The sequence below is a fragment of the Streptomyces umbrinus genome (assembly GCF_030817415.1).
Classification (GTDB): Bacteria; Actinomycetota; Actinomycetes; order Streptomycetales; family Streptomycetaceae; genus Streptomyces; species Streptomyces umbrinus_A.
Genome location: NZ_JAUSZI010000002.1, coordinates 69,644 through 83,240 on the forward strand (window position 1 = coordinate 69,644; position 13,597 = coordinate 83,240).

General features: G+C 66.6%; 13 protein-coding genes and 2 pseudogenes. 5 read left to right on the forward strand and 10 right to left on the reverse strand.

From position 1 onward, the window contains the following. The first annotated feature begins 82 nt into the window (after window positions 1-82). The gene (locus QF035_RS00865; RefSeq protein ID WP_307517466.1) at window positions 83-427 is read left to right on the forward strand and encodes a peptidase inhibitor family I36 protein; all 345 of its coding nucleotides are present in this window, start codon (window positions 83-85) and stop codon (window positions 425-427) included. A 336-nt stretch (window positions 428-763) separates the two neighbouring features. On the opposite strand, the pseudogene QF035_RS00870 reads toward QF035_RS00865, so the two are convergent. The 4 genes and pseudogenes from QF035_RS00870 to QF035_RS00885 form a co-directional block, all read right to left on the reverse strand. Continuing rightward, window positions 764-1,590: pseudogene (locus QF035_RS00870) on the reverse strand (IS5 family transposase). Window positions 1,591-1,656: 66 nt separating this feature from the next. Continuing rightward, the gene (locus QF035_RS00875) at window positions 1,657-1,893 is read right to left on the reverse strand and encodes a hypothetical protein (protein ID WP_307517468.1); all 237 of its coding nucleotides are present in this window, start codon (window positions 1,891-1,893) and stop codon (window positions 1,657-1,659) included. A gap of 714 nt (window positions 1,894-2,607) precedes the next feature. Further along, window positions 2,608-3,117 (reverse strand): hypothetical protein, encoded by a 510-nt coding sequence (locus QF035_RS00880; protein WP_307517469.1) that lies wholly within the window; start codon window positions 3,115-3,117, stop codon window positions 2,608-2,610. A 109-nt stretch (window positions 3,118-3,226) separates the two neighbouring features. Beyond that, complete coding sequence (locus tag QF035_RS00885; protein ID WP_307517471.1) at window positions 3,227-3,529, reverse strand: Pycsar system effector family protein; 303 nt, start codon at window positions 3,527-3,529, stop codon at window positions 3,227-3,229. 198 nt (window positions 3,530-3,727) lie between these two features. Between QF035_RS00885 and QF035_RS00890 the strand changes: the two genes are divergently transcribed. Further along, window positions 3,728-4,000: a hypothetical protein gene (locus tag QF035_RS00890; RefSeq protein WP_307517473.1), complete on the forward strand. Its 273-nt coding sequence runs from the start codon at window positions 3,728-3,730 to the stop codon at window positions 3,998-4,000. Between the two features lie 395 nt (window positions 4,001-4,395). Next, on the forward strand, window positions 4,396-5,556 hold the full coding sequence (locus QF035_RS00895; RefSeq protein ID WP_307517475.1) for a hypothetical protein: 1,161 nt from the start codon (window positions 4,396-4,398) through the stop codon (window positions 5,554-5,556). Window positions 5,557-6,062: 506 nt separating this feature from the next. On the opposite strand, the gene QF035_RS00900 is transcribed toward QF035_RS00895, so the two are convergent. The 4 genes from QF035_RS00900 to QF035_RS00915 form a co-directional block, all read right to left on the reverse strand. After that, a complete protein-coding gene (locus QF035_RS00900; RefSeq protein ID WP_307517476.1) occupies window positions 6,063-6,896 on the reverse strand; it encodes a DDE-type integrase/transposase/recombinase in 834 nt (277 codons plus the stop codon). Between the two features lie 195 nt (window positions 6,897-7,091). After that, on the reverse strand, window positions 7,092-7,475 hold the full coding sequence (locus tag QF035_RS00905) for a hypothetical protein (protein WP_307517478.1): 384 nt from the start codon (window positions 7,473-7,475) through the stop codon (window positions 7,092-7,094). 55 nt (window positions 7,476-7,530) lie between these two features. Continuing rightward, complete coding sequence (locus QF035_RS00910; RefSeq protein ID WP_307517479.1) at window positions 7,531-7,764, reverse strand: hypothetical protein; 234 nt, start codon at window positions 7,762-7,764, stop codon at window positions 7,531-7,533. Window positions 7,765-8,182: 418 nt separating this feature from the next. Continuing rightward, window positions 8,183-8,656, reverse strand: coding sequence for a hypothetical protein (locus tag QF035_RS00915; RefSeq protein ID WP_307517480.1), 474 nt, complete (start codon window positions 8,654-8,656; stop codon window positions 8,183-8,185). A gap of 298 nt (window positions 8,657-8,954) precedes the next feature. Here QF035_RS00915 and QF035_RS00920 point away from each other — a divergent pair. Both QF035_RS00920 and QF035_RS00925 read left to right on the forward strand, forming a co-directional pair. Then, window positions 8,955-9,233: pseudogene (locus QF035_RS00920) on the forward strand (flavin reductase family protein); the annotation flags it as partial. An 81-nt stretch (window positions 9,234-9,314) separates the two neighbouring features. After that, the gene (locus QF035_RS00925; protein ID WP_307517482.1) at window positions 9,315-10,565 is read left to right on the forward strand and encodes an IS701 family transposase; all 1,251 of its coding nucleotides are present in this window, start codon (window positions 9,315-9,317) and stop codon (window positions 10,563-10,565) included. A 211-nt stretch (window positions 10,566-10,776) separates the two neighbouring features. Here QF035_RS00925 and QF035_RS00930 read toward each other — a convergent pair whose 3' ends face one another. Beyond that, window positions 10,777-11,568, reverse strand: a complete 792-nt coding sequence (locus tag QF035_RS00930; RefSeq protein WP_307517484.1) for a hypothetical protein — start codon at window positions 11,566-11,568, stop codon at window positions 10,777-10,779. Window positions 11,569-12,028: 460 nt separating this feature from the next. Continuing rightward, window positions 12,029-13,561: an ISL3 family transposase gene (locus tag QF035_RS00935; protein ID WP_307517486.1), complete on the reverse strand. Its 1,533-nt coding sequence runs from the start codon at window positions 13,559-13,561 to the stop codon at window positions 12,029-12,031. Window positions 13,562-13,597 lie beyond the last annotated feature (36 nt).

Below are 13,597 nucleotides of genomic sequence, written 5' to 3' on the forward strand. Positions count from 1 at the left end.
GCGTCGGCTCGGGGCGACCTCTTGGCCGTTAAGACGGCTGGAGTCGAAGCCTGTTCACAAGTCACATCTCTGGGAGATCGTCATGCTCAAGCGAAGTTCCGCAGCGCTTGCTGCCGCTGCCGCCATCCTCAGCGTCATCGCCATCGCGCCGAACGCATCCGCCGAGCCCAGCCCTCCGGACTGCCCCACAGGAAACGTCTGCGCCTGGTCGTCCGACGGCTATCACGGTCCTACGATTCTGAAGACAGAGGGCAACTGGTCCGGGTCGCTACGAGTGGGCTTCATCAGAACAACGGCTTTCCCAGCCCCGGATCCGATCACATCCAGGCCACCTGGGTCTTCGAAGGCCGTACCTGGGACAGGTGTCTGCACTTCAACCCGGGCCCCGGCGAGTACAAGCTCTCCTTTCCGACGGGAGTGGAGCTGAAGAGTCTCGTCTGGCGTGGCGAATGTTGATCAGGAGCGACGTGAACGCTCCGGTCGGGTGACAGCAGAAAACCGCTGTGCCGCCATGACGAAGGTTCCAGCAAACGGGCAGCACGGCAAAGGCCCCTGATCTGCTGGGAGCTAAGGCATCAGAGAGGCGCACCCCGAGCTGTCGAGGCGGGGTGCGCCTCTTGTCTTTGATCATTCGCTTCTTGGTCTGACCAGCGGTCGGGCATGCTGGATGGTGCTTCTGTCTCGTGACGGGATCAGAAGTGTCCGGGGCGGCCGGCCTGCCTCTTAGCCGATGCTGCGGCCCGCCTCGGGGCCCTTAGAACTCCTAACAAAGTGAGAGGTTGACCAGTCGGCGCCAGCAGATGATGCCGCAGGCCAGGCTGAGGAAAGCTTCGTGGATGTCGTCGCGGATCTCCCAGCGGATGCGCAGTCGGCGGAACCAGTGCAGCAGTGCAAAGCTCTGCTCGACCACCCAGCGGTGCACGCCCAGTCCGGAACCGTGCTCGACGCCGCGCCGCGCGATGACCGGGGTGATCCCCAGGGCCCGCACCTGTTTGCGGTACTTGTCGTGGTCGTAGCCGCGGTCGGCGTAGAGCGTGACCGGTCGTTGTCGGGGCCGCCCGCGCCGGCCGCGTACCGGCGGGACGGCCTGGATCAGGGGGATGAGCTGGGTGACGTCGTTGCGGTTTCCGCCGGTCAGCGAGACCGCCAGCGGGATGCCGTGCCCTTCGATGATCAGATGGTGCTTGGAGCCTGTTCGGGCACGGTCGACCGGGCTCGGTCCTGTTTTGGGCCGCCTTTGAGCGCCCTGACGTGCGAGCCGTCGATCACCGCCCTCGACCAGTCCAGCGCGCCGGCGGCATTCAGCTCGGCCAGGAGCGACTCGTGCAGACGCTGCCAGACTCCCGCGTCGTTCCAGTCACGCAGACGTCGCCAGCAGGTCATGCCGGAGCCGAAGCCCAGCTCCTGGGGCAAGAACTCCCACGGAATACCGGTGTACAGCACGAACAGGATGCCCGACAGCACCTTCCTGTCGTCCAGACGCTTGCGCCCCGGGTGATGTGGGCGACGCGGTACAACCGGCAGCAACGGCTCGATCCGCGCCCACAGCTCATCCGTCACGATCCACGGCGGCTGTTCACCCCTTCTCATGCGCAGGCTAATAACCCATCAGACACCAACATTCCAAGGTAAGTTGCAGCTTTTTGTTAGGAGTTCTTAGACGGTCATCGGTTCGCGGGATTCCTCCAGGGCGTGGTCGTCGGCCTCCTGGTCGACGTCGTCGAGCGCGCCGTGGACGGTGCAGACGATGTCCTCGTGACCGTCGAGTTCGCCGTTCAGCGCCCGGAACAGGCAGGTGACGCTGTAGGCGGGCGCCCACGCGTAGCCGGTGCATTCGTCGTCGTGCGGGCACGGCAGCATCACGTTCAACCCGATGTCCCCCTCGCCGTCCACGTCGGTGCGCAGGGCGAGGGTGCATTTTTCGGGAGTTGTTTGTTCGGCGCCGGTGCCTCGAACGCGAACAACGTCTGGACCCCTATATCTGTGGTGGACGTTGCGGCCACAACAGCCATGTTGTCGGCCGGTTGCGACCAAACGCTGAGGCAGAGCTGGTTGGAAAGCTCGCCGTCCCTACCGGTCGTGCTCGCTTGTGGCCGGTACCGTCGATCTAAGGAGAACCCCTTGCGGAAATTACCGGCAGTTGGCCTCCGCCCCTTCACGCGGCGCTCATTCGCCACAGGCGCCGCAGCCGTCGGGATTGTCCTCGCCGGCCTCACAGTTTCACCGACAGCGTCTGCAGCCCCTCAGACCGCCCGCGCCACCGACAGTGGTGACGTGGGAATACTCGTGTACTGCACTTCGTCGCGCCCTGTAGACGATTCCCAGCCATGGGGGCGCTTCAGCGGCAGCCAGGCAACCGCATGCGCCAAATGCGACGAGTCAGCAAGGGTCCAGCGCGCGAACGGCAGGATCTCCGCGTACTCCTGCGAGTACAACGGTTCGTTGGGTTACGCGTGGGCGACCGTTCTCTGGACATGCCCGTGGTGGGACCCAGCTCCGTGCCCGGTCTGATCCGAAACGCGGCGGGTTCGGTTCGGGGCCGGTAGACCCCGAACCGAACGGCAACGTGGGATGACGCCTGAGGCTGTGGGCGGCCGGAAGCCATGCCTACGGCCGGTTGCCCAGCGGAGGCGCTGACCAGACACTGCGGCAGTCCGACGTGCGGTCGTCGTGCGGGGACAGGCCGTGGGTGGGCTGGGGTTCCGCGAGAACCTCAATGAGGACGTCTTCCGTGTCGAGGACGGTGTCGGTGTAGCCACGGCCGCAGGTGCACGGCACGATCAGCGTCAGTACGTCGCTCGCCCCGTCGGCCTCCGTGATGCGCAGCGTGTGGTGCAGCCACAGGCCGCCACCCAGGCACGCCACCGCGGACGCCTCGAAGCGGCGGGCTCCGTGCTCGCGCACGGCGGGGTAGCCCTGCCAGGTCTCTGGGTCGACGGCCTGAGCGAGCGAGTAGGTGTAGGCGCGGTAGACCAGGTGCACTGCACTCGTCTCGGCTGCGTCGCGTTCTTCTTCCTCGGAGGCCTCGTCGACGGCCGCGGCGGCAATCTCCATCAGGTGGGCCAGCGGGGAGTGCGGATCGTACGGGCGGACTGTGGGGTGCAGGGTGTCGGCCATTGGCTTTCCTGTCCGGGTGGGGTGGTGCGCGGGCCGGGCTGTCCGGTCCTGCGCCCGGCCCCACACCGGCCGCCAGCGTGGGCGGGGTGCGGGGCGGGACGCAGGACCGTCAGGCCAGAGCGCCGATCGCGGCCACCAGGAGCAGGGCGAGGGCGGTCAGGATCAGGTCGACCGCGCGCCGCAGGTGCGTGAACTTCCGCAGGGCGATCACGGACAGGACCTGGATGCGGGCGGCCCGGGTGTCGCCGTCCATGCAGGCGCGGATCGAGTCTTCGTCCAGGCGTGCCCAGTACGGGATCGACGCCCGGTCGTCGCCGCGCAGACGCGGCCTCACGACAAGGAGCAGCAGCACGGCCGCGGCGGCCAGGGCGAGGACGCCGGCTGCGCCGAAGACCCTCGTGACGCCCGGCAACTGGTTGTTGGCGAGGGAGGTGAGTCCGGCGAGGACGGCTCCGGTGAAGGCGAGCAGTGAGTATTGACCGAACTAACTGAGCATCTGTGCAGGTCAAAGTGCTGTTGTGCTAGCTTCCGGGCATGCCTGAACGGAGCGAGTCCGTCACGGACTTGAGGAAACTCGTACTGCCCGAGGTCGGGCGATTAGCAAGGATCGATGACCCGTGGGAGCCGTCCGTACAACCTGTTCCTGCCGGATCAGCGTGCCGACGACTGGACGTGCGGCTACTTCACGTCCAAGGGCGAACGTCCTTGGCGACCGATCAGCGGGGACTGGCTGGAGTACGTGGAGGAGGATCCAGAGTCCGGCGCGATGAGCTGGGACATCGAGGCGACTGACCTTCGGCGGCGCTTTGGCCGGCGGCTTCAGAGGGCCGTTCGGGAGGCCAACTCTGCACGCTTCGAGTACGGCGAGACACCCGGGCGCTGACCAACCTCCGCTTCGCCGACCGCATCATCGTCCTGACCAAGACCGCATTCGGGAACAAGGAAGCTGCGCCATCGTGACGTAGCTGGTCAGGGAGATGGTGTGATGCTGGCTCGGTGTTCTTCGACCAGCTGCCTCCTCGAAGCTGTCGGCGATTGTGGATGAGGACGATCTGGTGGCAGAAAATAGTGGACTGTGATCGGCGCCGTAGGTCTCCCAGATCGCGCTGGCCATACTGGCCGGGGCTCTGGTGCGGGTCGCCGTAGTACACGGAAAAACATCGGGTAGATATGGCTGATCGGGGGTTTCCTCTGGTCAGAGCTGGACGTGGCTTCGGTCGCTGCCACCTCCCCCTGGAGCCAAGGAATTTCGTCGAGGGCTCGGTCATACTCTCTAACATGATGGACGTACTTATCGGCGTGTCGGGTGCGGTCATTGCGGCGGCTATCGGGGCGTGGGCCGTCCTGCGTGCGCGCCGGCCACGACGGGCGGATGTGGAAGCAGTCGACGCGACCCCCCTGGAGATCGCGCGCCAACACGAGCGGGACGCGATGCAGGAGTTCGTGCGCGGACATGATGAGGACGCGAGGCGGCTGATGACCGAGTTGCAGCGCGCCCGCGATCAAGCCGCCCGCGAGCGGGCCACCTCCCAGCCGCCCCAGCCAGCACCGCGCGCCCCGGCTCGGAGGGCAGTGTCACCGTCGGGCGAGGGTCCGCGGGTGGAGCTGATCGACGTCTCGGTGCCGGACCGCCCGGCCAGATGGATGGACCCTCCAGTGGTTGACCTGAAGCTGCGAAACCGCGGCGGTGAGTCCGCAGTACTCAAGAGAATGGTCGTGGAGGTGCTGTGGGCATGCCGGATCACGGCGTTCGGCGATCTGCTGCCCTACGCGGACACCTCAGGGGGTGTGTGGCTGCCGCCGTCCGCGACTTACGACGTCGAGCTCCCGGAGCCCGAGGACGCCGATGGCACCCGAATCACCGTTGGCCTCTCCCAGGTAATCGGTGCAGGCGAGGCCGACCGTTTCCATGTCCGTCTGAATACCGAGATCCCGCCAGGCGACGATTATCCACACGAAGCCCCCGGCGCAATCTCGCTGTATATGCTGCGCCTGCACGTGCTCTATAACGCCGACGACCGGCAAGTGAAGTTTCGCCCGCTCGCCGTGGCTTGCCCGGGAAACCTCCTCCCGGTGCCCACCAAGAAGGCGATCAGGAAACGCATCACCGAGTTCCGAGCAAAGGTCGATGAGCTTCGGCGGAGGATCGACCAGGAGATGGCGACACGCGGAATGGAACCGTCCGACTGGATCGCCAACCCCCCGCGGACGCCCGGGGATCTGCCCGCCGATCTGGACGCACTCAGCCGTGGGTATCGAGTGAACGCAAACTTCTGGGATCCTAAGGGCGCGATCAGACTGTTCCTGGATGACGCTGAGCGCATCTGTCGCGAGATCAGCCAGCTTCCACTCAACTTGCCCGACGGGCTGGACCGGGCAGTTTCGGTGGCCCGGACCACACTCGGGGAACTACCAGCGCTACGCAGGGAGAACTCGTAGACCGCTCGGAGAACCTTGAAGCTGCAACGACCTCGTAGGCCGGGGAGCGACCGACCTCCGTGTTCTTCGAGATGCTCAAGCTCCAGGAGGACCGATAGTGAAACCGCCAGGCGCAGTCTTGGCGTACCGCTCGATGAGCGTGCGCACCTCATCGAACACCGATGGCAGCGCAAAGGTATCCGCCCACTGGTAGGCATCATGCCCGGACAGCACCACAGCCCCTGCCTTCGCAACCGTGACCCGGAACGTGAACTGGCGCGTCGCCCGCTTTGTCCGCTCGCCCTTGGACCCCGGAGCTGGTTCGGAGAACAGGCTCGACTTGCCGTCGGTGCGGGCGATCTCGCTGCCGACCGCGGCGCAGGCAGCGTCCAGGTACTTGTCGATGCCTGAGACGGGGCCGTAGAGGCCGTCATGGGCGGGGTTCTCCTTCGGGAAGCTCGTGATCAGGCGGCCAGCCGGTGGACGACCGGGCGGAAGATTTCAAGTCCAGTGAGACGTTTGTGGTGCTATGAGATCTGTGGTGTTGGTTCCCTGCGTTTGGCGGGGTCGTTGATCCACGCTTTCTGCGGTATCTCGGGTGGTGTGGGGCGGCGGCCGAAGCGTTCGGGGTGCCGGGTGTATGCCGCGGCGAGGGTGACAGCGCGCTGGTCGCGGACCTCCTCGGCGGTGCCGAAGTGGACGCTGACAGGCGTGTGCCAGCCGATACCCGAGTGCCGGTGCTCATGGTTGTAGTACGACGTGAACGCGTCGAACCATTCGCGGGCGTGCGCCAGGGAATCGAACCGTTCCGGGTAGTCGGACATGTACTTGGTGGTCTTGAACTGGGCCTCGCTGTAGGGGTTGTCGTTGGAGACTTTGGGCCGGGAATGGCTGCGGGTGACACCGAGGTCGATCAGCAGCTGGGAGACCTTTTTCGACGTCATGGAGGTGCCCCGGTCGGCGTGGATGGTCCCGGGCACGATGCCGTTGCGTTCGATGGTGTCCCGGATCAACTCCTCGGCCCGGTCGGCTGATTCGGCGCGTTCCACGGTGTGGCCGACGATGTAGCGGCTGACGATGTCGATGATGACGTAGGCGTGGTACCAGTTGCCCTTGGCCGGTCCGGCCAGCTTGGTGATGTCCCAGGTGAAGACCTGCGAGGGGGCGGTGGCGACCAGTTCGGGTACGGCCTTGGCCGGGTGGGTGGCCTGACGGCGCCGCTCGCCGGACTGGCCTTTGTCGCGCAGGATCCGGTACATCGTGGAAACCGAGCAGTGATAGCGACCCGCGTCCAGCTCACGGGCCCAGATCTGGGCGGGTGGCAGCTCCGCGTACTCGGCGCTGTTCATCAACTCCAGCACCGCTGCACGCTCTTCATCGGTCAGAGCCGACGGTTGCGCCTGGGCGTGGGAGCGGGGGTGTGCGGGCCGCCGGGGGCTTCAGCCTGCGGTAGTGGGTGGCCCTGGACCGGCCGGTCAGCCGGCACGCGGCCGTGATGCCGAGCTGGTCCTCGACGCCGGTGAACGCGGTGTCCACCACCGGATCGACGGCGTGCTTCAGTCCGTGCTCTCGGAGATCATTTCCAAGAGCGCGGAGGCTTTTCCCATCACCTCGAGTGCGGCCTTGTTCCGGGCCAGGTCCTTTTGCAGCCGCTCGACCTGCTGGCGCAGCTTCTCGTTCTCCACCTCCGCGGCGGACTTCTTCGCACGGGCCGGGCTGGTCCGGCGATCGACCAGGTTCTCCAGGGCCCCGGCATCCCGGGCGGCCCGCCACTCCTTGACATGCGAGTGGTAGAGCCGTTCCCGGCGCAGGACCGCACCCTTCTCGTTCCTGGGCGCGGCGTCGTACTCGGCGACAATCCGCAGTTTGTACTCCGAGGTGAAGGTACGGCGTTTCGGCCTCGGCGCCGGGTCGGATCCGACGGGCTCGGTGCTTGGCATAAGGGGCGATTCTCCTGTCGGGCCCTCTCAGGCTAACCCCGCAGAACGGGATGTCTCACCCAAGGCTGACAGAGAGGGGCGCGCCGTAGACGAAGCCCACCGGCTCAGTTTCGTCATAGCCAATGACACAGCGGTACTCAGGTTGTCCGCCCCAGTGGTCGACGAACCAGGGGAAGCGTTCGTCGAACTCGCTCCCGACGTGGTACTCGGGGATGTCGGCATGCACGTCGAGGAGCACCTGCCGAATCTGGGACAGGTCGTCGTGCCCGTAGTGGCGAAGGTCTATCACTCGTCAGCTCCATTTCGTGCGCAGCTCATCGGCCCATTCGTAGGCGCGTGGTGATCTTGGCGCCAGGCTAAGTAGGTCGCGGTGGAAGTCGCCGAGCAGCGTTCGCATCCGACCGGGTATTGGGTCACCTCCCATTGGCTATGTAGGTGAGTAGGGGAGGCGTTTGTCGTCCGATGCGGCAGGAGGCTTCGTATCGCGGAGGGCGATGTTGCCCAGTTTTGACGGCCCTTAAAGCCTTGCAGTGGGACGATCGGTGTGCTTCTCCCGTTGGGGGTCCGAATGTACATATCGACGAGCAAGGTCGAGCTGTACGCGGCAATCCGCCGTGACCATCGTGCTGGTCTGTCGATGCGTGCTTTGGAGCGGAAGTACGGGGCGACCTGGAGGACGATCCATCGGGTGACCACGTCCGCTCGAACTACCGGAGTGGTCCGCGCTCATCGATGAACAGGGTGGGTGCGGACAAGAACACATCGGCATTCACCGGGCCGTATGCGATGTTGAACGTGTCCAGCCAGTACGTCCAGCCCCGAATCCCCAGTGCACTGCTGAATCGGTAGTTGAGCTGCCAGCGGACCCATTGGCCAGGGACGAGCCGGACACCCGGTGGCCGCCGCTTCCGAGGCGGCAGGGCAAACAGCGGCTGCACTCGGGGAAATACCCGCAGTCGATCATCTGCTTCACGGAGCTGGACATCGACCTTGCTCAGGGCTTCCCGGCTGTCATACGGCTCGAAGCCGTCGCGCTCATGCATCCGGATCACATGCGCGAGAGGAGCCGCCTCATGCGGGAGTGCGAAGCCGACCGGGGCCGCGTTCCTTCGAGCCGCAGCGTCCCCGCCCCGTGATTCCTTCGTCCAGGTCGTCCGGATCCACTGGACGGTGATCTCCACAGCCGTTGCCCCTACCGCCTTGTCGAGGAGTCCACTCTACGGCCCTGCCTCCTCCATGCCGGCACGAGCACTCGCACGCGTGAGCGGCTTCAGTTCTCGCCGATATTGATCTTCTCCAACGGCGATGTGTGACTCCCGAAGACGGCGATAAACGCCTCCCGGAGAAGGTGACACAGCCATCCCATGATGTCGAAGACTTTGGACGCTGTGGCACACCCAAGTTCGACGTCACCCTGGTGAAGTTGCGCGAGGGCGAGGCGCGCTGTGGCGAGTGCCCGGTTGCGCTGGAACCGGTCGGATCCGGCCGCAGGACGCGTGCGGCCCGCTGGACCTCGCCTCCTTCGGCGCGCCCCACGTGGGCACGCTGGTGCACGCCTGCGGCCCGGTGCCGCTGCTTCGAGCCCTGCAGGAGAGGTGCGTCGACTGGCCCGCCGGCACCCTGGGCATCGAGCGGTTCGCCCCGGTCCGGCCAACCGCCGAGGCCGCGTTCTCCTGCCGGGAAGGCACCTGCGGCACCTGTGAGACGGACGTGCTGGACGGTACGCCGGACCACCGGGACTCAACTCTCGACGAGGACTAGTAGGGCTTGGTCATGTTCGCTTTGGGTGCGTGTCTACTGCTCTGTGAGCGTCGTTGGAATGGTGTGACACCTGAGGAGATGGCCTCGGTCCGGGAGGACTTGGCGGCGTTCACGGCGGAGTTGTTCGATGGGTTCTTCCGTGCGGATCAGCGGCGTTGGGGGCAGGCGTATGTGCGTGGGCTGCTGTTGGACGGGCGGCGTAAGTCGGTGGAGCCGATGGCGGCCCGTCTGGGCGAGGACGGCAACCGGCAGGCCCTGGCCCACTTCGTCACCTCCAGTCCGTGGGATCCCGCGCATGTGCGGGCCCGGCTGGCCTGGAGGATGCAGGACGTCATCGGTCCCGAAGCGCTGATCATCGACGACACCGGATTCCTCAAGGACGGGGATGCCTCGGCGTGTGTGTCGCGGCAGTACACCGGCACCGCGGGCAAGGTCACCAAATGCCAGGTGGGTGTGTCGCTGCACCTGGCCCGTGATCATGCCTCGGCCGCGGTGAACTGGCGGTTGTTCCTGCCCGCATCCTGGGATCCGGCCTCGCCGGAGGCTGATGTGGACAAGGTCGGCCGCCGCGGTCGCTGCGGGATTCCCGCCCAGGTGGGGCATGTGGAGAAGTGGCAGCTGGCCCTGGACATGATCGATGAGACGCGGTCCTGGGGTGTTGATGTTCCGCTTGTCGTCGCGGACGCCGGATACGGTGATGCCGCTGCCTTCCGCCTGGGGCTTGAGGAGCGCAACGTGCCCTATGTGGTGGGGATTTCCTCTCGCCACAGCGCCCGGCCCGCCGGCGCCCGGCCCGTCCAGCCCGCCTATGCGGGCACCGGCCGGCCACCGAAAATGCAGTACCCCGAGCCCGCGCAGACCGTGAAGGATCTGGTGATCGCGGCCGGGAAGGCGGCCGCACGACCGGTGTCCTGGCGGGAAGGCTCCCGGCCGGGCAAGAGCCAAAGTGGCTTCAAGCGCATGTATTCGCGGTTCGTCGCCCTGCGGATCCGCCCGGCCGGACGCGGCATCCGCAAGGCCGGCGACGATCCTGAACTGCCCGAGCGGTGGCTGCTGGCTGAATGGCCCGCCGACGAGAGTGAGCCGGTGCAGTTCTGGCTGTCCGACCTGCCCTCTGGGATGCCGCTGGCCACGCTGGTGCGGCTGGCCAAGCTCCGCTGGCGCATCGAGCACGACTACCGCGAGATGAAACAGGCCCTGGGACTGGCCCACTTCGAAGGCCGCACCTGGAACGGATGGCACCACCACGTCACCCTCGTCTCCGCCGCCCACGCCTTCTGCACCCTGCAACGACTGGCACGAGACCCAAAAGAACCGGTGCAGGTCTGAGCCTCTACCAGGTAGTCCGCGAACTGCAGACACTCCTCGCCACCTGGTCCGGAGCCTGCCCCACCTGCCACCGCAACATACCCACACCAATACGGACCTGACCAAGCCCTACTAGCGGGCCTCGGGCAACACCATGCTGATCTGCGTCTCGCGTTGCTGCGGCCCCCGGCTGGTGCTCGACCTCTGACGGGGAGGGCAGCCGCACGAGGACTCAGTCGTCGTTTCTGGTGTTCTCGCTCGGCAGGAACCTCTGGCGAGCCCAGAGGCTCAGCAGTGCCGTTCCGCCGACCAACAGCGGCACCGGGTCTCGGGCAGGCGGAGCCAGCACATATCCCAGCACCGTGGCCGTGCAGACCGTCAGGGGAATGAACGCCGCCGCACCCTCCATCCCCCATCGCAGCGCGGGCTGAGCGGTGCCCAGGGCGCTCGCCCCGCCGGGCGCCCAAGGGCCGACAGCGACCACCAGCAGTCCCGCGGTAGCGCAGGCGTCGACCAGCTGACAGGACATCACCTCGGGGCCGTGCGGGCCGACCGTCCACAGTCGCAGGGTGTCGCCGATCAGCATGAGGGACAGCCCGGCGATCCCGACCCACAAGGTGGCTCTCTGGTCGCTCCGTACGAGACGGCGCAGGGCGAACAGAAAACTGAGGAACACGACTTCCGCGGCCCACAGGACACCGACCATCCCCGTCCCCAGCCGCCAGCCGTCACCGGCCCCCCGCAGCAGTACCCATCCCGTCATGAACACGGCCCCGGCTGTGACGACCCCGTCGAGCACGCGCCGCAGCAACACGTGCCGACCTGTACCGGCATCGGCCGCGACCACCAGACCGGCCATCCCCAGGCCGACCGCCAGCGTCACTCCGGTGACCACCACCGAACCCAGCAACGATCGCGCGCCCCGTCCCGAAGCCGGAGGCTGAGCCGACAGCACGGTGACCGCTCCCCGGTACACACCTCCGGCTACCGCGGAACCCCCCAACAGCAGCAGACGCGTCCGCACCCGTCCGCTCGTTCCCCTCGCGCGGAGCATCAGGGAGACCGCTAACCCCCAACAACCGGTGGACGGCCCGAAAGTCACCATCCGCGCCGCCCCGCTACCGGCGGCCCACGACCCGCCGAACGTCAGCACTGTTCCCACGAGACATGCCACACCGACCGCGCCCCAGGTCCGTGCCCAGGTCCGATGGCAGCGGCCCGCCCGGAGCCTGAGCACGTCCGGCGACTTCCCCAACCCCGACATCAGGTGCACCTTTCCACCGGTCCCCCGCCCGCAGGGCCTCCCCCGCAGCCCCCGGATCCATTCAGAAACCGTAAAAGACCTGGCACCGGCCCCGAACGGAACCATCGGTTCATTCACTCGTACTGCGTAAAGGAGGAGAGATCACCGGCCCTACGCTTCGCGTTGCGGGTGTGTCAATTTAACGGCCCTGTCTCACATTCGGTGGTGACGGAGTGTGCTGTTATCCGAGGAGGATGCGGTGCCGGAGCAGGGTGAAGCCTGCTCGTCTGTGCATTTGGCGCGCGATCCGTTTGGTCTTGGTGTTGACGCCCTCGGTGGGGCCGTTGCTGTACGGAAGCGTGAGCCCGGCGATCACGGCGTCGATGTCCCGCTCCAGGCCCCGGGTGAAGGCGTGTAGGTGGGGCAGGTCGGCTGTTCGGACTTGGGCGATCCAGTGCGTGAGCGCATCGGCGTTGTCGGTGTGTGGCGTAAGGAGCGGGGCGAAGTCTCTGATATCTGAGGCCAGTTGGGTCATCTCGGGGCAGGCGGCGGTGAGCTTGGCCAGGAGTTCGTGCTGCTCGGGCTTGAGGTTGTCGGGTCTGGTCAGCAGCATCCGGGCGAGCCGGCGTGGCGAGATATGGCTGCGGTCGGCGTCCGCGCGGCCTTGGTTGATGTACTTGTGCAGAAGGTTCAGGCAGCCCGTGAAGCCGAGGGTCTTGATCTCTTCGAAGAGGTGCTGGACGGGGACGCCGGGGTCTTCACTTCGGCGTTTGCGCAGGTGCTCGCGGTAGGGATCGACCAGGCCGGCACGGAACTTGGGGACGCGGAGCATGCGCTCGGGCCGGTCGGCCCGGGCGTAGCGCTTGACGGTGTTCAGGGCCAGTTGCAGGCGGCGGGCGCATTCGAGCAGGCCCACGCCCTGCTCGAGCAGGCCATGAATCTGATGCCAGCGTTCGAGGGTGGTCTGAGCGCGGGGCCCGTCGTAGATCGGCGCGTCCAGTACGGTGGCCCAGCAGGTGCTGTGTGCTTTCACCTCGCTCAGGGCGGCTTCGCACAGGTTCTTCCATAAATGCCAGCGATCACCGACTTGCACCGCGTCAGGCAGAGCACGGCGGATGGCCTCGGCGTAGGTGGCTGAGCCGTCACGGCACACGACCTCGATGCCCGGATGTCCGCGCAGCCACGCTTCCAGCGTGTCGGCCGTGCGGTCGGGCAGCACGTCGATCCGCTCATGGGTCTCGGCGTCGATCACCACGGTGGCATAGCGGTGCCGCCGGCGCAGGGCGAAATCGTCGACGCCGATCACGCGGGGCACCCGCCCGGTGGGCAACGGGATGCGCAGCAGGGTGCGCAGGGCCGTGTGACGGGACAGGCCCACCGCGAGTATCGCCAGCAAACGTGATCCCGCCCGGCCCGCTAACTCTTTGACCACGGCCTTGACCTGCCTGGTCAGACGAGCGGTGCGTCGCTGGTATCGCTCCAGCACCCCGGGCACCTGTTCGCGGAAGGTGTGGCGGCAGCCTCGCGTGGGACACACCAGACGCCGCACTCGCACACGGACCACCACCCGTCGCCCGTCGACCGGAACGTCGGCCACCGTCCGCCAGTGATAGCCGTGCACCCGTCCCGACGAGGCCCCGCACACCGGGCAGACCGCGGTCTCCAGCGGCGTCCGGGCCCGCACCACGATCCGCTCACCCTCGTCCACCACATCCTCCATGACCAGCGGGGACAGACCCGAAAACACCGTCTGCACAAGCTCGTTGACACCCATCACATGAAGGTCAACGACCCTGACAACTCTCCGTCA

Excerpts from the sequence above, each read along its gene's own strand:
- QF035_RS00880 (WP_307517469.1), bottom strand. The coding sequence starts at position 3,117 with ATGGCCGACACCCTGCACCCCACAGTCCGCCCGTACGATCCGCACTCC.
- QF035_RS00935 (WP_307517486.1), bottom strand. The coding sequence starts at position 13,561 with ATGGGTGTCAACGAGCTTGTGCAGACGGTGTTTTCGGGTCTGTCCCCG.
- QF035_RS00895 (WP_307517475.1), top strand. The coding sequence starts at position 4,396 with ATGATGGACGTACTTATCGGCGTGTCGGGTGCGGTCATTGCGGCGGCT.
- QF035_RS00905 (WP_307517478.1), bottom strand. The coding sequence starts at position 7,475 with ATGCCAAGCACCGAGCCCGTCGGATCCGACCCGGCGCCGAGGCCGAAA.
- QF035_RS00925 (WP_307517482.1), top strand. The coding sequence starts at position 9,315 with ATGGCCTCGGTCCGGGAGGACTTGGCGGCGTTCACGGCGGAGTTGTTC.
- QF035_RS00890 (WP_307517473.1), top strand. The coding sequence starts at position 3,728 with ATGACCCGTGGGAGCCGTCCGTACAACCTGTTCCTGCCGGATCAGCGT.
- QF035_RS00865 (WP_307517466.1), top strand. The coding sequence starts at position 83 with ATGCTCAAGCGAAGTTCCGCAGCGCTTGCTGCCGCTGCCGCCATCCTC.